This is a genomic window from Autumnicola aciditolerans (assembly GCF_041679265.1).
In the GTDB taxonomy this organism is placed as follows: Bacteria; Bacteroidota; Bacteroidia; order Flavobacteriales; family Flavobacteriaceae; genus Autumnicola.
The window spans coordinates 334,105-353,227 of record NZ_JBGFSM010000002.1 but is presented as its reverse complement, the minus strand read 5'-3'; the positions used below and the strand labels follow the sequence as shown (position 1 = coordinate 353,227).

Here is a 19,123-nt window from a genome sequence, read left to right as displayed (position 1 = left end):
CCGCACAAAAAATGAAGATAAAAAAAATCCCACTAACCTGCCTGTTTGCATTTGCCTCTTTTACAGCAGGACTGCAGGCCCAGGAAACTATCAGTAAAGAAATGGATAATATACTTCTTGCCCAATGGCAGGGGCCTTACCAGGGCGTACCTGCTTTTCAACAAATGCAGGTAGATTTAATAAAACCTGCCATAGAAAAGGGAATGGCCATGCATCTGGCAGAAATCGATAATATTGCCAATAACCCTGAACCTGCCACGTTTGAGAATACCATTATCCCAATGGAAAAAGCCGGCGAACCACTGGACAGGGCCTTTACCTACTACGGGATCTATAGCAGCAATCTTTCCAGCCCGGAATTCAGGGAAGTGCAAAAAGCATTGTCTCCTGAAATATCGGAATACCGCTCCAAAATTTCACAGAATGAGAAATTATTTAAGCGTATAAAAACGGTGTATGAAAAAGCACAGGAAGATTCCCTTCCCCCGCAGCAACAGCGCACGATAGAATTAATTTATAAGGATTTTGAAATGAACGGCGCCAACCTGGATAAAGAGGCTAAAGCGCGCTATGCCGAAATTAATAAAGAGCTTTCTAAGCTCTACACCCAATTTTCTAATAATGTGTTAGCCGAAGAGGAAAATTATGTAGTGTACCTTAATAAAGATCAGCTTGGCGGCCTGCCGGAATCCTATATTAAATCTGCCGCGACAGCAGCCGAAGAAAAAGGGCACCAGGGCGAGTATGCGGTAACAAACACCCGCTCTTCCATGGATCCTTTTCTCACTTATTCTAATGAAAGGGAACTAAGGGAGAAGGTCTGGAGAAATTACTATTCCCGCGGTGACAATGAAGATGAGTATGATAATAACGAAGTTATTTCCAGGATCCTGAAACTGCGTGACGAGAGAGTAGAATTAATGGGCTATGACAATTATGCTGAATGGAGGTTGCAGGACAGGATGGCCAAAACTCCCGAAAAAGCTATGGATCTAATGATGGCAGTTTGGCCTGCGGCTTTGGCAAGAGTGGAAGAAGAAGTGGCCGATATGCAGGAGATCGCAGATGAGGAAAGTAAGGGAATAACCATTAAACCCTGGGACTACCGCTATTATGCCGAAAAGGTAAGAAAACAAAAATATGATTTGGACAGCGAGGAAGTAAAGCAATACCTCGAACTTGGCAATTTAACACAGGCCCTTTTCTTTACGGCCGGGGAATTGTTCAATTTTGAGTTTACACCGGTGGAAGAAGGAAGTGTTCCTGTTTTTCATCCAGATGTGAAAGTCTGGCAGGTGAGCGATAAAGATTCCGGGGAAATTGTTGGCTTATGGTACCTGGATCCTTACGCACGTGCGGGGAAGAGATCTGGCGCCTGGGCTACTACCTACCGTAGTTCTACAGAACTTATGGGCGATAAACCTGTGCTGGCTTCCAACAATTCCAATTTTATAAAACCTGCTCCTGGAGAGCCGGTACTGGTTTCATGGGACGATGCCGAAACCTTTTTTCACGAGTTTGGGCATGCCCTGCATTTCCTTTCTGCCGATGTTAAGTATCCCACTTTGCAAGGCGGCGTGAGGGATTATACTGAATTTCAATCGCAGTTACTGGAACGCTGGCTGTCTACAGATAAAGTGATCAATCAATTTTTAAAGCACCACGAAACGGGCGAGGTAATCCCGCAGGAACTGGTTGAGAAAATTAAAAAAGCTTCCACTTTTAATCAGGGTTTTGCCACTACCGAGTTTTTAGCCTCTGCATTGATGGACATGAAATATCACACTACAGATCCCGAAAATATTGATCCGAGGGAATTTGAAAAAGAACAGCTTGAACAGTTGGGAATGCCCGAAGAAATTGTCATGCGGCACCGTTCCCCGCATTTTGGGCATGTATTTTCCGGGGAGGGATACGCCGCGGGATATTATGGCTACTTGTGGGCAGATGTATTAACTTCTGATGCTGCGGAAGCTTTTGCCGAAGCTCCCGGAGGTTTTTATGATAAAGAAGTGGCACATAAGCTGGTAAGATTTCTTTTTGCTCCAAGAAACGCCATGGATCCTGCGGAAGCTTACAGGAAATTTCGCGGAAGGGATGCCAGCATAGACGCTTTAATGCGGGACCGTGGATTCCCTGTTCCTCAAAAACAGTAACTCTATTGCTGAAGAATGACGCACCCCGAACTTAGAAATGTAATGGTCACCAGGTATATTGCGCCTTTAAGAGAAGGAGGTTCTTTGCCTGCGCTTGTTGAAGCAGACGATGATTTTAAATATGTCTTGAAATTTAAAGGAGCCGGGCATGGAACCAAAGCCCTTATTGCAGAATTAGTTGGAAGTGAAATAGCCCGCAGCCTTGGCTTAAAAGTGCCGGAACTGGTATTTGCCCATTTAGATGAGGCTTTTGGAAGAACCGAAGCAGACGAGGAAATTCAGGATTTACTAAAGGCAAGCCGCGGGCTAAACCTGGCCCTGCATTTTCTCTCCGGCGCTCTTACTTTTGATCCCGCGGTGAACCAGGTAGATGCAAAACTGGCCTCCCAGATTGTTTGGCTGGATGCATTGATCACTAATGTAGATCGTACTTTTAGAAATACAAATATGCTCCTCTGGCATAAGGAGCTTTGGCTTATTGACCATGGTGCTTCCTTTTATTTTCATCATTCCTGGGAGAATAAAGAAAAGCATGCGGTTAGCCCATTTTCACTTATAAAAGATCATGTTTTACTTCCGCAGGCTTCCCTGCTGGAAGAAGTGGATAAGGAATACAAAAAGATCCTCACGACAGATAAAATTCAGGAAATTATTAATCTTATTCCTGATGAATGGCTGCAATGGAGAGAAACATTGGAACCTGCGGCAGAAATCAAGGAAGCATATATTCAGTTTTTACTGAAAAGATTAGAAAATTCAGAAATTTTTATAAAAGAAGCGCAACATGCCCGGGAAGATATTATATGAATATGCTGTGGTAAGGCTGGTCCCCAATGTCGCGCGGGAAGAGTTTATAAATGTGGGGATTATCCTCTTTAGCAAAGGGAACAAGTACCTTAAAATCGCCTGTAAGCCAAACGAAGTTAAACTGAAATTATTTGCCGCAGAAAGCGATGTGGAACAGCTAAAGGCGAATCTTTGCTCGTTCGAGAAAATTTGTAAAGGTATGGAAGACGCCGGCCCCATCGCAAAAATGGATCTCGCGTCGCGTTTTAGATGGCTTACAGCCACCCGTAGTGCCTCTATCCAGACTTCGAGCCCGCATGCCGGGTTAAGCGAAGATCTGGATAAAACCCTGGAACGATTATACTCAGAATTGGTTTTATAAAAATCAGATAAAAAAAGATAACTCCAATGTCTTCTGAAAAATACTTCAAACTGTATAAACCTTACGGATACCTTAGCCAGTTTATCACCAATGAAAAGCCAAGAAAAAAAAAGAAATTATTAGGAGAATTATATAATTTCCCTGAAGGCACCATGGCTATTGGCAGGTTAGACCAGGACTCTGAAGGTTTGCTGCTGCTTACCACCAATGGAAAAGCCAGTGCTGCCGTAACCGGAAGAAAAACGGAAAAGGAATATTATGTACAGGTGGATGGAATAATTACAGAAGAAGCTTTGGAAAAGCTCCGGGAGGGACTGGAAATCAGCATTAATGGAAAAACAGTTCAAACCCTTCCCTGTAAAGCAAAAAAGCTGACCCAAAATCCCAATTTTCCCGAAAGAGGCAAAAAAATAAGAGATGAGAGACATGGCCCTACCAGCTGGATCTCCGTTATTCTTAATGAAGGGAAATTCCGCCAGGTAAAGAAAATGACGGCTGTTTTAGGTTTTCCTACCTTACGCCTGGTGCGGGTTAGGATAGGCAAAGAAATTCTTGGAGATCTGCAACCGGGAGCGGTGAGCGTTTTAGATAAGTTTAAGCTATGAAGAACAAAAGAAACACTAAATATAACAGGTGCTAAAAATGCTTCTTCTTAGAATGATCCCCTTCCTCCGGAAAGCCGGTAAAAGATAAACCGCCTCATTATTTTAATGAGACGGCTTCTCCCTTTTTTAACTAACTCTGTTAAACAGTAAGTAATTTTAAAAGATGTTTTACAGCAATAAATTATAAGATAAGTCACACCAATAAAGAACTTGCTCTATTTTATCTATTCCTGCTACAACTTACGGCTGCGGTATTAATTTACTTTTGGATTAAAATTTTCAAAAACTTTATTGTTCCTGTCATATTCAAATTTGTAAATTTTTTCGGAACCCGAAGCTGTTTTGTAGCTCTTCCTGGCTTTTTCCCCAGACCTGTTTAACGCAGAATTTGGAATATTAAAGGTCATTACAGGAGTTGTTATGCCGTTGTCATCGGCAGGAGTCAGTTGTCCTTGGAAAGGGTTGGCTCCTGTGGCAGGAACAATCAATTGCCCATCATAATAAGCCACTACAGTAAAATTAGTATTGCCAGGGATATTACAATTAGACCATAAATCTACCATAACTTCATACTGCCCGTTTTGGATGCTCACGCCCGGATCGTCTTCATAAAAAATATTTTCATTGTTAATTCCATCAATACTACAGCCCGGGTTGCTATCTACATCCAGCTCTCCTCCATTTGTAGAATTACGATTGCCGTAAAAAATTTGCTGGCCATCAGGTTGAATTAAATAGAGATCAACATCGTTAAGTTGATCCCAGGAAAGGCTAATTTGCAATAAACCTGTACCTGCTTCCTGCCTTGTGACCTGCAAGGTTTGATATTGCCCGTAATTACCCTGGCCATCTCCTGGAGCAAAAATAATAGTGAAATGATCCATGGCCTGTTGGCTTATTAATAAACTTAGATCTAAGGTCACCTCTGCTGCCTGCCTGTTTCGGGCAGAAAGAACTACTGGTACAGTAAAAAACCCTTCAGCACCCTGCACTCCAACAATTACTTCTGTGGTGTTACCAGTTGCCCGCACTTCAATTAGATTACTACCACCTGCCAGCACATTAGAATTACCACTTATTTGCAGTATTTCAAGCGACTCTGAATCTGGTTCAGGAAGATTCTCTGCGTGAAAAGCGCCACTTTGAATGGAAAAGTAATTTTGTTCAAAATTTCTCTGAACTTCACAAACTGTATTTGGATCTTCAGGATTACATTCTCCCGGTTCACCGCCGTTACCTCCTTCATCAAATAAGTTAGGGCTATCCCCTCCTGTGCATCCACCTTCCTGGAAGTGGTAATAATCTACGTTATTATCACCGTCAAATAATGTCCTTACCTCTTCATCTGTAATTGTTCCACTACGGATAACTTCTCCGTCCATAGAAATTTCAAAATAATAACTATCCGCTCCATTGGTATCGGGTAGTGTTAAACAGACAGGATCAGAATACTCGTCGCCATCTTCATTAATCTCTAGAGTATTTCCTATACCTGTGTATAACACTGTACCTGTATTATCTGTTCCATACCATACGTCAACTTCATATTCAGCGACATAATGCCTGCCGTTTTCGGTACAATAATTTCCAAAAATGCAAAAGTCTATGGCTCTACCTGTAATGATATCGAAGAACACATAACCATACTGGTTCACCTCGCGGTGATCATAACACAGTACTTCCACATCTACATATTTTTTAACACCTGGTCCCAGATTAATACTTATTGGTAAGGGATTCCCAACATAGCCGTCATATTCCCCGCTGTCATCATCATCTATAGGTGCCAGCCAAATTATGTTGCCCCCGGCATCGTAAACAATAAATTCTTCCAGTTGATAGGTACCCGGCAGGAGTTCCAGATCATCGGAATAATCTGTGTAGTAGTCTTCATTACCATCTCCATCCAGATCATCAGACAGAATGTTAAGCGTAACAGGGTCCATATCTTCTCCGCCCTCTGATAAAACTACTACAACAGTGGCCGGAGCAGCATCTGAACATTCCGGTAAGTTGGCGGCCTGTTTAGTGTTCAACTGTCGGTTTATAAGATCGTTAAGGCTGGCTCCAAAGGACAATGTTGCCATTTCTTGCTCTTCAGCACTACCCGCACGCTCTTCTGTACTACAAGATACGAACAGCACTCCCGTAGCCATTAAACCCCAAAGAAAAAATCTAAAATTTTTCATAATAAATAATATTTGGTTAGTAAAAAATTCACTTCTAAAAATTGATCAAATTCGTCCTGCTTCCTCTTGGAAGAAAGGTTTTGATCTCTGGGGGATAGAAAGAGAAAATCTGAAGATCTTGTGAAGGGAGAGATCTTGTTTAATTGTGATCTAAGCTCGCAAATTCTTTAAGAATTATGAATAGGGAAAATCCCTTAATTATTGAAATCCAAATTATTATGAGTACATCTCAATAAGGCCGCTCCCTGAATAGAGCCATAAGAATTTATAACTTTAAGGATTATCTCCTCCTATTGTTATTCCCTACAGGCGGTAAAGAAATCCTCCACCACCGGCGGTGAAATAGATAGGAGTATTACATGCAGATGGATTGAGAAAAATTTTGGAAGAAGCTGTAGAAAATCTGTAAAGAGTTGAAAAGTATTACCTTATAAAATTACCAACAGATATGGTAAGCAATCTAACTAAAATGGAGCTTAAGAGCTTTTTCAAGGGAAATTTCACGGCAAACCTTCGGGATATAGCTAAAAAAAGAGGTGACTGAAATTAGCCACCTCCTCTTCGAAACAAATTAGAAATACTTCATCTATAAAGTATATCCTAATCCTGTTAAAGCTTCTACAATTAGATCTGCGTAATATTGTGCAGAAGCACCCGGAGAAACTCCATATTTATAAGCTACCTCGGGCCTGTCTGAAAGGCCATACTGGCCGCTATAATTGCCCGAGCCGGTATCTATATACTCCATTAATTTTCTAAAATTAGCATATGCTCCGCTTGTTGAAGTTTCTACCTGGAAGACCACCCCGTGATAATAATTGGCAGGGAATGAACTTAATCTGCTTCTTAAAATGGCAATGTCAGACTCATAAGTTGAGGTTCGGGTTGTTGAAGAATTCCATGCAGGACTTCCATCATGATAAATGAATTCGGCCTCGTCCTGGAAAGCTAGCACGATCACGTTTCCATCAGGAGTATTCCCTTCTATATTTAGGAAATAAAGGGTTCTTTCCAGTGGGTTTGAAATAACTCTAACCTGGCTTTCATAAAGATCTTCATCATTTCCGTATAACGGCAACAAGGTTTGTTTTAGTAGCGTTGACCTCATTTCCTGTAGCGGGCTTAAGGTACTATTCATAGATCCGGAGGAATCAAAATAAATATAGATTTGAGTGTCTTGATTAATTACAGGAGTTTCTCCACCACAGTTAATTCCAAAATGATAATAATCCACAGCATCTTCCCCGTCAAACATTTCTCTAACCTGTTCGTCTGTTAGTACAACAGAATGTACTACTTCTTCAGTTACATCCGGATACGCATCAGAATTTAAAAGGGTAATTTCCATGTAGTACTGGTCTTCTCCTTCTGTATCTGGTAAGGCGAAGCATAAAGGAGTACCTGCGTAATCCCCATTATTATCCATTTCTACAGTATTTGCCACATCAGAATAAAGGACTGTTCCCGTATCATCGGTTCCTAACCAAAGATTAACAGAATATTCTGCAGGGTAATGTCTGCCGTTATCGGTACAGTAATTTCCAAAAACGCAAAATTCAATTGCCCTGTTTGGAACAATATCAAAGAATAAGTAACCATACTCATTAACCTGTCTTTCATCATAGCACAGGACTTCTACATCTACATATTTTTTTACACCGGCACCAAGATTTATGGTAATAGGCAGTGCATCCATTACGTAGCCATCATAATCGCCGCTATTATCGGCATCTATAGGTGCTATCCAAATAGGATTGGAAGAAGCATCGTAAACTATAAATTGCTCAAGCTCATAGGTGCCTGGCAACAATTCCAGATCTTCTGAATAATCGGTATAATATTCCATGTCACCATCATTATCCAGGTCATCGGAAAGTACATCAATGTTAATTGGGTCCATTTCAATTCCTCCTTCAGATAAGACTACCATCACCGTGGCTGGAGCAGCATCGGAACATTCCGGAACATCAGAAAAATGTTGTTTTGTAATGGCACGATGGTTTAGAAGGTTGTTTAAGGTAGCCCCAAAGGTAAGTGTTGCCGTATCCTGTTGTTCTACCCCCTCTTTAATCCCGGGTTCGTCCTTACTGCAGGAAGTTAAAAGCATTCCTGAAGCTAACAGACTCATTAGAAAAAATCTAAAGTTTTTCATAATTCAAAATATTTGGTTAGTAAAAAAATTAATTTTCGAATTTGAAACAAAGCAGGATGACTCCTTTAGGAGATTAGAACACTTAAACTTTTGAGGCATATTAGGAAAATGAGCTAAAGATCCAGGTAGGGAAGATCTCTTAGTTTCATGGAACTAAGCTAAAGATATCTTAAAGAAAAGTGAATGGGGGTTAACCCCTATTTTTGCAAGAAAAAAATGATTAAACGGGAACGCGCTGGCTGAAGGCCGCAGAGAAAGCCAGAAAGGTTTCCTGCGCTTTTTTTTGAGCTATTTGTATTTCGCCTTCTGAAAAGGCCTTTTTCTGGATTTTTTTTGTGAAGGAACGCCAGGATTTAACAGAATCCCTTTTCCCGCTAAAAAAATGATGATTCTTAATATGATGCAGCTGCGGGCATTCCGGAATATTTTTAGCAATTAACCTTCCACCCATTGCTGAACCTTCTACCACATAGGCAGCTCCTAAAGCTTCAATTTTTGAATTACAGATAAAATTACCGGCAACAGCATCTGGCACAACAAGTGGAATATCAAGTGCCGTTAAATCCTTCTCAAGGCTTTTGTATTTAAAATCCTGATAATCATGTAGCTGACCGGCAATTTCTTTTTCAGTAATATAATAAGCAACATAATTTTGATAAAGCAACTCCTTATACTGCTCCAGGGAAATACTGTGATCCAGGATACGGTTTGCAGAATTTTCCTTTTCCAGTTGCTCATGTAACGCCGCCGTAGCCATTCTTAATTCATTCAGCATCTTCCCGGTTACTTATTTTGTCTATATTTTGTTTGATTTTTACCACATTTTGGCGCTGCTCCTCATTATCTACATTAATCTCATCAAGATATTTATAAATCTGATTGATACTGATCCTGTTTTTCCTGATTTTTTCACGAAGCTCCTCTTTTTCGATCATGTTAAAAACAACTTGTTTAAGCAAAGGCTTTAATTTCTCTGCCATATTTTTCATGTGCTTTTTAAGCACAAAACCGGTAGCTCCAGATAATATGGTATTGGCAGCCAGTTCATCATCATCTATAGTCCCGGTGACGAATATAAACGGCAAAGCATGGTCATAATCTTTAGTCAATTTTAGAACGTCTAAGCCGTTACATGTAGGAAGATTATAATCTGAAATAACTACATCTGGGGCAAAGCTATGCAATAGGGCTGCAATATCATCCAAATTATCGGCTACCTTAATTTCAGGGGTATCAACAATTTTTTTAATATGATGCTCCAGAAGTTCAGCATCTGTTTTTACATCTTCTACCAGTAATATGCGTAAAGCTGTTTTTATCATTCTTCCTTTTAGTTTAAATCCCGGCCTCTAATTATTCTTCTTCTTTAAGCGTGAAGTAAAAAGAAGATCCTTTGCCGGGGGCAGTTTCAACCCAAATGCTGCCATTATGTTTCTCTACTACTCTTTTTGCAATAGCCAATCCTACTCCGGTACCGGAATATTCTTCCCCGGCCAGGCGCGAAAATACGTCAAAAATTTTATCCTGGTGTTCCGGATTAAAACCTATGCCATTATCTTTTACAAAGTAGATGTTCTTTTCATCTTCATATTTACAACCTATAACTACTTCTGGATGTTGCTTCCCTGAAGAATATTTAAAAGCGTTTTCCAGCAAGTTCGCCATTAATTGCTTAATCATCCTGCGATCCCCATTTATCTTTGGCAGATTTCCTATGCTTAATTTTGTATTTGGAAACTGGGACTTCAAGCTTTGGGAAGCTATAATTTCTTCTACAAGATTTTGCAGGGAAAATAGCTGTTGCACGCATTTGGTTTGCCCCACTTTGGAATAAGAAAGAATATCCTCAATAAGTTCTTCCATTTTTTCTGCTGATCCTAAAATGGTGTTCAGCGCATTTTGGCCATATTCGTCCAGTTTTTCCTTATAATTTTCCTGTAATATACGGGCATAGCCATCTATGCCCCGCAGCGGTGCCCTTAAGTCATGGGATACGCTGTAACTAAAGGTCTCCAGTTCAGCATTGGCCTCAGAAAGGTTTTTATTTAGTTCATTAATTTCGTCTTTCTGTTTTTTTACTACAACGTGGCTAATACTTTCCCGCAGGTTCTGAGCAGCTTCAAAATCATAAGCTTCCCAGGCTTTGGCGGCACCGGAAACTTTTTCTGTCCATCTTTCAAAAGATTTTCGCGGGCTCAGGTATTCCACCCCGTCCTTTACATATCCGTTTTTTTCAGGATTTCCACCCCAGCTTACCGACTTTGTAGCCTCTGCTCTAAACCATATTAAATAATCCTGCTTTTCTTCCCCTATTTCTATACATAAAATTCCTGAAGCTTTATCTTTAAAATTCTCTGCCGGGGAATAGAATTTCTTAAGGCTTTTTGTCTGAAAAACTTTTTCTTTCCTTTCTGCAAGAAAATTGTGCAGCAGGCTCATAACCTCTTCTTCTGAAGGAGTACTGCCGGAAAGGCATAATTTACCCTGGTAATATATGGCCCCGCCGCTACATGCCACCAGGTCTGTAAACTTTGGCTTAAACTTCACCAAAGCTGCAGAAAGATCTGCCATGGAATTCATTTGCATGACGAGCTCTTTCCTAATTTTTTCAGACTGCTGTAATTTTTCCAGGAAAGTTTTTGTGGTTTTAAGGGCCAGCTTATTGGAAAATACCTGCGTTAAAAATCTACAGGACTGGCGCTGATGATAATTTATAAATTTAGGGCTGTTATGATGGCAGGCCAGTAACCCCCAGAGTTTTCCATTCAGGATAATTGCTGCCGTAAGGGAAGCTCCCACCTTCATATTCTGCAAATATTCAATATGAATTGGAGAAACTCCCCTTAATTCTGAACCCGAAATATCTAAAGGTTTATTGTTAATGGGGCTAAGTTCCGGCTGGATTGGGGAAGGTTTATATTGAACATCGCTGATAATGCGGACCCCCTGTTTCATAAAAATTTCCCGTGCCGGTTTGGGAATATCTGTAGCGGGATAATGTAAACCCAGCCAGCTCTCCATTCCATCTTCCTTAACTTCGGCCACCACTTCCCCATTCCATTCTTCATCAAACCGGTACATCATTACTCGGTTGTAGTTAAAAAGGTATTTTACCAGGGAAACTGCCTGCTGGCACATTTCTTTTACAGATCCGGTATTCCCAAGCTCATTAAGGATCTTGGTAAGCTGTTCCTGAAAAAGTACAGGATCTATAGATTCTCCAAAAGGCTCTATATCTATTACCAGGTTTTCTCCTGAAAGATGCGGGATTAAAAAGAAATTCTTATTTCTGAACTTAACTTCTTCTGGAAGCAGGGTTTCCCCGGAATTGAGTTTTTTCTGAAGGTTTTTCGTAAGATCTGAAGGTAAAATATCCGACAGATTTTTAGACAAGACTTCATCTAAACTGATGCCCAGGATTTTCCCAACATTATCACTGCATTGGGTGATTTCCATAGAATCCGGATGGCATACCAGAATTACCCCATGAGCCTGGGCCCGTGCGATAATATGGATAGGTTCCCGGTCGCAGTTTGTAACATTAACCTTTTCAGAATAAGAGAGCGTATTTGCGGCCATGTTATTTTCGTTTAATCTTGAAGTAGAAGGTGCTTCCTACTCCGGGCTGAGAGTCCACCCAAAGGCTCCCCTCATGCAGATGCACGATTTTTTCAACATGCGCAAGTCCTACTCCCGTACCTTCATATTTTTCCTCGGTTGGAACGCGATTAAATATGGTAAATATTTCCTTCTGGTCTTCTTCAGAAATTCCTATTCCGTTATCCATAACAGAGAACACCCAGTAGTTTCCCTCCTGATAGGCAGAAATCCTGATCTCGGGATCTCTGTCTTTAGCTTTGTATTTCAGGGCGTTACTAAGCAGGTTCTGGAAAAGAAGCCGCAGTTCCACCTCATAAGCCTTTACCTTAGGCAATGAGCCTACATGAACTCTTGCCCTGGTGTCCCTTATCCTTTTACCAAGGTCATATTTCACCACTTCTACAAGCTCCTTGGTATTCACCAGCGTCTTTTTGGTATTGCGCCCAATCCTGGAATGTTCCAGCAATGCTTTTATTTGATCTGCCAGCCGGTTAGAAGCCTCATCTATGTAAGAAATATATTCTTTCCCTTTGGCATCAAGTTTTTCAGCATATATTTTCCCTAGGATGTCGCTTCCAAACTTAATGGTACTCAGAGGCTCCTGAAGATCATGAGAACATATAGAAACAAATTGCTCCAAATCATTATTGGCGCGTTCCAAATCTGCTTTTTGCTCTTTTAATTCTTCCTGCGCCTTTTTAAGTGCTGAAATATCCACACAGGTAAACCTGTGGGTTACGCCATTACCATCACTATCTACTTCAATGGTTGAATTCATTATTACCGGAATAACTTCCCCGGATTTGGTGAGCATCTCCTGCTCTATATTTTTAAGTTCTCCTTTTTTTCTAAAGATCTCATTAAGCTTTAAGGCCTCTATCTGGGATTCGGCTTCATACAGATCAAAAAAGGGCTTGCCCACTATTTCTTCTTTATCTTCATACCCGAGTTTCTCCACGGCCTCCTGGTTGCACTGTACTACCAGTGAAGTAGATGGATCTATGCTAAAATGCATTACAGGGTCCTCTTCATAAAAAGATTTGAACCTTTTCTCACTGGCCAGCAATCTCTTACGGGATTTTTCAAGGTTTTCAATATCAATGAATGTCACCACCACCCCGCTTATTTTACCAGAAGAATCTTTATATGGGGAGATTCTCCTGAGAAAATTTCTTCCCTCTTTAGAGGTGATTTGTTTCTCAAGAGTTTTGCCATTTTTAAGGACCATTTTACAACGGGCAACCAAATTGCGTTTTCCAATATTGTCTGTAAAATGCTCTATAGGCCGTCCTTCATCTGAATTTATAAAGCTGAAATGTTCTTTTATAGAGGGCGTGAACTTTCTTATCCTCAAATTCCTGTCCAGGAAAATGGTTCCTATCTGGGTGCTTTCCAGCAGGTTGTTCATATCAGCATTCAATGCTGCCAGATCATCCATTTTTTGGATATTCTCTGCATTTACCGTATTAATCTCCTCATTTACACTCTGTAGTTCTTCATTGGTGCTTTGCAGTTCTTCATTAGAAGCAAGAAGTTCTTCATTAGCTGCCTGCAACTCTTCATTGCTGCTTTCAATTTCTTCCAGAGATTGCTGTAAATCTTCTTTGGTTTTCTTTAATTCATCTTCCAGCTCGGCAATATGGGTTTCAGTGCGGCTATCGGGGGTAGATTTTTCTACTTCCTTAACTTCAGAAATATCCACTTCTTTTTCAACAAAGGTCACTACAAAATTCAGCTCGTCATCAAGATGTTTCTGAATAAAAGGCTTAACTATAACATCCATGCTTTTAGTTTCTCCCTGATGCCCGTACACAGCGTCCCTGTAAATAGCTTTGGAGTTTTCTTTTCTAGCTTGTTTAATGGTGCTTAAAACAATATGTTTTACCTCTGCCCCCATCATATCTATGAGGTTTACAGAAAAACCGTTTACCGGCAGGTTCGCATATTTCCGGAATGCTCCAATGGCATGCAAAATATTATAATCTGAATCTACATAAACGCTTGCACCACCAAATTGATCCAGGATGGCTTCACTTAATTCATTAATAAATTTTGATTTACTATTTACTTCCACTCCTGAGGTGTTCTGTGTCTTTTTCTTTTCGGGCCTTTGAGGGGATACCCTGGAAGATGAAGAGCGTAAAGTTTCGCTTTGCAATCGCTTTCGCGGAAAAACGTTGCGGTAAATTTTCCATTTCCTGCTTACATCATCAAAGAATTCCCGGTGGGTATGTACGCTTTCACTGGTTCCTAAAACCAGGAAACCGTCCTCCTTTAGCCCGTAATGCAGTACATTAAGTGCTTTTTTCTGTATTGAAGGCTGGAAGTAAATAAGTAAGTTCCTGCATAAAACAAGATCCATACGGCTAAACGGAGGATTCTTAATCACATTATGCCTGGAGAAAATCACCATCCGCCGTATTTTTTCAACCACCTGGTAGCCATCTATGCGATTCACCAGATATTTTTCAGCAAGATTAGGCGCTATATCGGCAATAATACTTTCAGGATAAATTCCCTTGCTTCCAATTTCAAGATGCTTTTCTGCAATGTCTGTAGCAAAAATTTTAACTTCAACATTTTTCTCCTGGCGCTCCAGTTCTTCATTTATAAGCATCCCCAGGGAATATGCTTCTTCCCCGGTGCTACAGGCCACATCCCATATTTTAAGAATATCACCATCCTTTTTTCTACTTATAAGCTCCGGAATAACATCGTCTTCCATTATTTCCCATACCCGGGCATCCCTGAAAAATTTGGTAACTCCAATAAGAAATTCCCTGTAAAGGCAATCAATTTCTTCAGGATCAGATTTTAAGAGGTAGTAGTATTCATCCAGAGAACTACATTTGCATACATTTACCCTCCGTGCCACGCGCCTGGCAAGCGTGGAGTATTTATACTCGCTAAAATCAAGCTGGGTTTCCTGGTCTATAAGGTGCAGGATTTTACTAAGGGAATGCTCATCATATTCAATATTCTCTTCAGTATATTTTACCACAGAAGGCGCGTTGATAAAATTCTGCAGCTCCTGTCCCATTTCTTCTATAGGCAACACATAATCTACAAGCCCCGTGCTGATCGCACTTTTGGGCATGCCGTCAAATTTAGATTCCTCGGGATCCTGCACCATCACCATCCCGTCTTTTTCCTTTATGGCGCGTATGCCTCTGGTCCCGTCACTACCGGTTCCGCTAAGAATAATGGCAATAGCTTTTTCTGCTTTAAAATGAGCAAGAGATTCCAGAAATATATCTATGGGTAGATTTAATTTTTGATCCTTGGGCTTGTTAAGCAGGCGGAATTTACTCTCTTCCAGAACCAAATTATTAACAGGTGGGATCAAATAAATCTTTCCCGGTTCCATCTCTTTTCCATCCTCAATTTGTTCAATTGGCAATTTTGCTGATTTTGACAAAATTTCCCCCATCATACTTTTATAATCAGGAGAAAGATGTTGTATCACCACATAAGAATTGGTGTCTTCCTCAGAAATATTGCTGAAAAAAGCCTTTAAAGCCTCCAGCCCTCCGGCACTTGCTCCAACTGCAATTACCCTAAAGTCACCTACAGCATTTTCTGAATTTGAAACCTGTGAAAGAATATTATCATTTTTGGTCATGTGTCATGCGGATAATTCTCCTTTTGGAGGAGAATAAAATAAATATTAAAAATCAAAATTAATAGTTAAACCCAAGTGTTTAAAACAGCTTGCAAACTATTATGATTCTATTTCAAACAAATTTTGCGCCTTTTCCCAGCGAAGAATGGAATTTACCACCTTGCTTTCTTAAAATATCTTAACAAAACGGTAAATTCTATTAAATTTAGTTAAAACAGGTGAGGAGATGAAAAATTTAATATTCCTGTTCCACACTTTTTGAAATTGCTTTTGAGGAAAAATTTCCCGGTTTTAAAAAGAATCTTGCCTCGTATTAAGCCAGAAAAGTTCAGTTTAACGCAATCCAATAAAAATTTTAAGCATACAATTTTTCAGGTGGCTGCCATATTAGCATGTTTTTGGCAGGCCCTAAAGTTGAATTTAAAAACTCTATCTGTAATAACTTTTTTCAATCTGACTAAAATTTTTAAAACTCCATAAGATGATGAAGTGAGAAGAATTTTTCTCTCTTCGGATTAAAAACCACCCGGGAAGCATTACCAACGGCGGACTATCACTGCTTTACTTGTTTTTAATCTACTCCTTTATCCCTTTAAAGCATGGCGATTGTTATGTAATGGCAACAATTAATTTTCCGGTTTTCAAGGATTTATTTTATCTTAAAGCTTTGGAAACTCCTGCAAATTCAGGTGTTTTTGGAATACTCGCACGATGTTTGAACTTTATGGTGCAAATAAATAGGGCTTTAAAGCCTCAAATTAATTAACCAAATTATTTAGAATGAAAGTACTAGTTATCGGAGCAGGAAATATGGGTCTCACGTATGCTGAGGGCATGGCAAAATCCAGTATGTTAAACAGAAGAAATCTAATGATCTTTGATAAATCAGCAGAAGTCTTAACTACTTTAAGCAGTATTGATCATTTTGATGTTTTTGACAAAATTGAAGATTGCCTTCCGCAGGCCGATGTGGTATTTATAGCTGTTAAACCATATCACAGCGATGACCTTTTCTCAGAAATAAAACCTCTTGTAAACAAGGAACAGATCTTTGTTTCTTTAATGGCAGGGGTTACCATTCAAAAAATACAAAATGGCCTGGGGGTTAAAAAGGTAGTACGCTCTATGCCTAACCTGCCCGCACAGGTAGGAAAGGGTGTTACCTCTTACACCGCTTCAGAAGAAGTTTCCCGCGTGGAACTGCTTATGGTGAGAAATCTCCTGGATACTACCGGGGAATCTATAAAAGTGAAAAATGAAAACTTTATAGATGCCTCTACGGGAATTTCAGGAAGCGGCCCGGCATACGTATTTTACTTTATGCAGTCTATGCTGGAAGCGGCCCTTAAAATGGGCTTTTCCCAGCATGATTCCAAAGTTCTGGTAAGCCAGACCTTTGAAGGGGCAGTGGAACTTTTTAATCAATCTGATCTTTCACCAAATACCTGGATGGAAAGAGTGGCCTCTAAAGGCGGTACTACGCGTGCCGCACTGGATTCTATGGAAGACAATAATGTTAAGGAATTAATTAAGGAAGCAGCATACGCAGCATTCGACAGGGCTGTGGAACTTGGGAAAGAAGAATAAAAAATTATCTGTAAAACAAATAAAATGGATAAAAAAAGAATAGTTGTAAAGGTTGGAACCAATGTAATGACCAACAAGGACAACAGGATTGTTGGTCCTGTACTTAAGAACCTTGTAAGGCAAATTGCCACACTTTACGAACAGGATATTCATGTGGTGCTTGTGTCTTCAGGTTCTGCTATTGCAGGAAAAGAAATACTTGGGGATATCGCTATTAAAGATCCGTCCAAAAGAAGGCAGGTTTTCTCTTCTGTAGGACAACCAAGAATGATGCGCCATTATTACAGCATTTTTCACGATTACGGAATGCGCTGTGCACAGGTGCTGGCCACAAAAAGGGATTTTAGCCCCGGGATTCACCGTGAAAATATGATTAATTGCTATGAATCTTTATTATCTGAAGGGATTATTCCTATTGCAAATGAAGATGACGCGGTTTCTGTAACCATGTCTATGTTTTCAGATAACGATGAACTGGCCAGCTTGGTGGCAGAACTTATTGGTGCCGATTCCCTGATCATTCTTAGTGACACTGATGGTTTATATACCGGCCACCCAGATGACGAAGATTCAGAAAAACTGAATAAGGTAAAAGTAGACCAGAACGTGGAGAAATATGTGCAGGAATCCGGCAAAGGAGAAGGAGAAGGCCGTGGCGGAATGGAGTCTAAAATTAAAATTGCCAAAAGTACCGCCTCTAAAAATATCACCACTTACATCGCTAACGGTAAAAATGAAAATGTGATCTTAGATATTATGGACGGTAAACCGGTGGGCACAAAATTCACCGAGTAGCAAAAACGAATCAAAAAATTAAAAATATTAAGATGAAACTTTTAAATACAGAAATTAAAAATAACGTCCTGAAATCCATGATGCAAATCCTGGATAAAAGGCGAATCGAAATTATTGAAGCCAACAAGAAAGACCTGGAAGCTTTTAATAAAGATGATCAGGCCATGTACGACAGGCTGATTGTTGATGATAAAAAGGTAAACGGGATGATCCAGTCGGTTAAAGAAGTGATGGAACAGGACGACCCTGTGGGACAGGTAATCGAACACAGGAAACTGGACACCGGCCTGGACATTACCAACAAAACAGCTCCTTTTGGGAACATCATGATTATATATGAATCCCGGCCAGATGTAACTATTGAAGCTTCTGTACTTGCCTTTAAAGCAAACAACAAGATTTACCTGAAAGGTGGGAAAGAAGCCATTAACTCCAATAAAATCCTGGAAGAATGCTGGCATGAGGCGCTTGAGGAAAACAATATAGGGAAAGAATGGATCAAACTACTGCATATGAGCAGAACAGAGACCCAGGAATTCCTTAAAAATCCGCCGGAGCAATTAGACCTTATAGTACCGCGTGGAGGTGAAAGGCTTATCGCTTTTGTAAAAGAACACGCCACAGGAGCAGTGCTGGTTAGCGGTAGGGGAAATAACTTCCTTTATATTTCTGAAAATGCCGATTTTGAGACTGCCAAAAAAGTGATTCTTAACGCGAAAACCGATAAAATCTCCGGTTGTAACGCCTTAGATAAAGTATTGGTGGATAAAAACCTTCCGCAGTATGAAGAGCGAATTAAGGAGCTTGTTAAATTTATGGAAGAGCATAAAGTGGAAGTGCTGGTAGATGAAGAAGTCTCTAAAATTGCTACTTCCCAGTCTAAAGTTCCTTCTGAAGATACCTGGTATGAAGAATTCCTGGCGATGAAAATGGTTATTGGTAGTGTTGAAGGCCTGGACGCTGCAATTGAAAAGATCAATAAATATTCCGGCGGGCATTCCGCTTCTATAATTACGAAGGATAAAGATGAAGCGGTAAAATTCATGGAACAGGTAGACAGTGCTGCCGTGTATCACAATGCCTCCACCCGTTTTACCGATGGCGGCCAAATGGGTGTTGGGGCTGAACTGGCCATTAGTACCGATAAGCTTCACCATCGCGGGCCACTTGGGCTGAAGCAGCTTGTTACCAATAAATATTATGTTTTAGGTGAAGGCCACATAAGAGCTTAAAATCCTAAATTTTGAAA

The 19,123-nt window shown here is 40.3% G+C and carries 13 protein-coding genes; 7 read left to right on the top strand and 6 right to left on the bottom strand.

What is annotated here, in order from left to right; genetic code table 11:
- The first annotated feature begins 11 nt into the window (after positions 1–11).
- Genes AB8M93_RS03240 through AB8M93_RS03225 form a run of 4 tightly spaced genes read left to right on the top strand, consistent with a single transcriptional unit; the run spans position 12 to position 3,929 of the window.
- The gene (locus AB8M93_RS03240; protein ID WP_373056194.1) at positions 12–2,156 is read left to right on the top strand and encodes a M3 family metallopeptidase; all 2,145 of its coding nucleotides are present in this window, start codon (positions 12–14) and stop codon (positions 2,154–2,156) included.
- 15 nt (positions 2,157–2,171) lie between these two features.
- Positions 2,172–2,963 carry a HipA family kinase gene (locus tag AB8M93_RS03235; protein WP_373056193.1) on the top strand — a complete coding sequence of 264 codons (792 nt, stop codon included), beginning with the start codon at positions 2,172–2,174 and terminating at the stop codon, positions 2,961–2,963.
- Complete coding sequence (locus AB8M93_RS03230; RefSeq protein ID WP_373056192.1) at positions 2,941–3,324, top strand: DUF3037 domain-containing protein; 384 nt, start codon at positions 2,941–2,943, stop codon at positions 3,322–3,324. Before AB8M93_RS03235 ends, AB8M93_RS03230 begins: the two co-directional genes overlap by 23 nt.
- A gap of 26 nt (positions 3,325–3,350) precedes the next feature.
- On the top strand, positions 3,351–3,929 hold the full coding sequence (locus AB8M93_RS03225) for a pseudouridine synthase (RefSeq protein WP_373056191.1): 579 nt from the start codon (positions 3,351–3,353) through the stop codon (positions 3,927–3,929).
- A 254-nt stretch (positions 3,930–4,183) separates the two neighbouring features.
- On the opposite strand, the gene AB8M93_RS03220 is transcribed toward AB8M93_RS03225, so the two are convergent.
- From AB8M93_RS03220 to AB8M93_RS03195, 6 genes are all read right to left on the bottom strand, one after another.
- On the bottom strand, positions 4,184–6,118 hold the full coding sequence (locus AB8M93_RS03220; RefSeq protein WP_373056190.1) for a YfaP family protein: 1,935 nt from the start codon (positions 6,116–6,118) through the stop codon (positions 4,184–4,186).
- A gap of 586 nt (positions 6,119–6,704) precedes the next feature.
- On the bottom strand, positions 6,705–8,270 hold the full coding sequence (locus AB8M93_RS03215) for a hypothetical protein (RefSeq protein ID WP_373056189.1): 1,566 nt from the start codon (positions 8,268–8,270) through the stop codon (positions 6,705–6,707).
- 220 nt (positions 8,271–8,490) lie between these two features.
- Positions 8,491–9,045 carry a biliverdin-producing heme oxygenase gene (locus AB8M93_RS03210; RefSeq protein ID WP_373056188.1) on the bottom strand — a complete coding sequence of 185 codons (555 nt, stop codon included), beginning with the start codon at positions 9,043–9,045 and terminating at the stop codon, positions 8,491–8,493.
- Complete coding sequence (locus AB8M93_RS03205) at positions 9,035–9,592, bottom strand: response regulator transcription factor (protein ID WP_373056187.1); 558 nt, start codon at positions 9,590–9,592, stop codon at positions 9,035–9,037. The genes AB8M93_RS03210 and AB8M93_RS03205 overlap by 11 nt, the downstream gene beginning before the upstream one ends.
- 31 nt (positions 9,593–9,623) lie before the next feature.
- Positions 9,624–11,849 carry an ATP-binding protein gene (locus AB8M93_RS03200; protein ID WP_373056186.1) on the bottom strand — a complete coding sequence of 742 codons (2,226 nt, stop codon included), beginning with the start codon at positions 11,847–11,849 and terminating at the stop codon, positions 9,624–9,626.
- Between the two features lies 1 nt (position 11,850).
- Positions 11,851–15,492 carry a chemotaxis protein CheB gene (locus AB8M93_RS03195; protein ID WP_373056185.1) on the bottom strand — a complete coding sequence of 1,214 codons (3,642 nt, stop codon included), beginning with the start codon at positions 15,490–15,492 and terminating at the stop codon, positions 11,851–11,853.
- 780 nt (positions 15,493–16,272) lie between these two features.
- On the opposite strand from AB8M93_RS03195, the gene proC reads away from it, so the two are divergent.
- The 3 genes from proC to AB8M93_RS03180 are packed head-to-tail and all read left to right on the top strand — an operon-like array spanning position 16,273 to position 19,106.
- Positions 16,273–17,079, top strand: coding sequence for a pyrroline-5-carboxylate reductase (gene proC, locus AB8M93_RS03190; protein ID WP_373056184.1), 807 nt, complete (start codon positions 16,273–16,275; stop codon positions 17,077–17,079).
- Between the two features lie 24 nt (positions 17,080–17,103).
- On the top strand, positions 17,104–17,874 hold the full coding sequence (gene proB / locus AB8M93_RS03185; protein WP_373056183.1) for a glutamate 5-kinase: 771 nt from the start codon (positions 17,104–17,106) through the stop codon (positions 17,872–17,874).
- 17 nt (positions 17,875–17,891) lie between these two features.
- The gene (locus AB8M93_RS03180) at positions 17,892–19,106 is read left to right on the top strand and encodes a glutamate-5-semialdehyde dehydrogenase (RefSeq protein WP_373056216.1); all 1,215 of its coding nucleotides are present in this window, start codon (positions 17,892–17,894) and stop codon (positions 19,104–19,106) included.
- Positions 19,107–19,123 lie beyond the last annotated feature (17 nt).

What these genes read in the sequence shown, in the direction of transcription:
- AB8M93_RS03240 (WP_373056194.1), top strand. Translation starts at nt 12, where the DNA reads ATGAAGATAAAAAAAATCCCACTAACCTGCCTGTTTGCATTTGCCTCT.
- AB8M93_RS03235 (WP_373056193.1), top strand. Translation starts at nt 2,172, where the DNA reads ATGACGCACCCCGAACTTAGAAATGTAATGGTCACCAGGTATATTGCG.
- AB8M93_RS03230 (WP_373056192.1), top strand. Translation starts at nt 2,941, where the DNA reads ATGCCCGGGAAGATATTATATGAATATGCTGTGGTAAGGCTGGTCCCC.
- AB8M93_RS03225 (WP_373056191.1), top strand. Translation starts at nt 3,351, where the DNA reads ATGTCTTCTGAAAAATACTTCAAACTGTATAAACCTTACGGATACCTT.
- AB8M93_RS03220 (WP_373056190.1), bottom strand. Translation starts at nt 6,118, where the DNA reads ATGAAAAATTTTAGATTTTTTCTTTGGGGTTTAATGGCTACGGGAGTG.
- AB8M93_RS03215 (WP_373056189.1), bottom strand. Translation starts at nt 8,270, where the DNA reads ATGAAAAACTTTAGATTTTTTCTAATGAGTCTGTTAGCTTCAGGAATG.
- AB8M93_RS03210 (WP_373056188.1), bottom strand. Translation starts at nt 9,045, where the DNA reads ATGCTGAATGAATTAAGAATGGCTACGGCGGCGTTACATGAGCAACTG.
- AB8M93_RS03205 (WP_373056187.1), bottom strand. Translation starts at nt 9,592, where the DNA reads ATGATAAAAACAGCTTTACGCATATTACTGGTAGAAGATGTAAAAACA.
- AB8M93_RS03200 (WP_373056186.1), bottom strand. Translation starts at nt 11,849, where the DNA reads ATGGCCGCAAATACGCTCTCTTATTCTGAAAAGGTTAATGTTACAAAC.
- AB8M93_RS03195 (WP_373056185.1), bottom strand. Translation starts at nt 15,492, where the DNA reads ATGACCAAAAATGATAATATTCTTTCACAGGTTTCAAATTCAGAAAAT.
- proC (WP_373056184.1), top strand. Translation starts at nt 16,273, where the DNA reads ATGAAAGTACTAGTTATCGGAGCAGGAAATATGGGTCTCACGTATGCT.
- proB (WP_373056183.1), top strand. Translation starts at nt 17,104, where the DNA reads ATGGATAAAAAAAGAATAGTTGTAAAGGTTGGAACCAATGTAATGACC.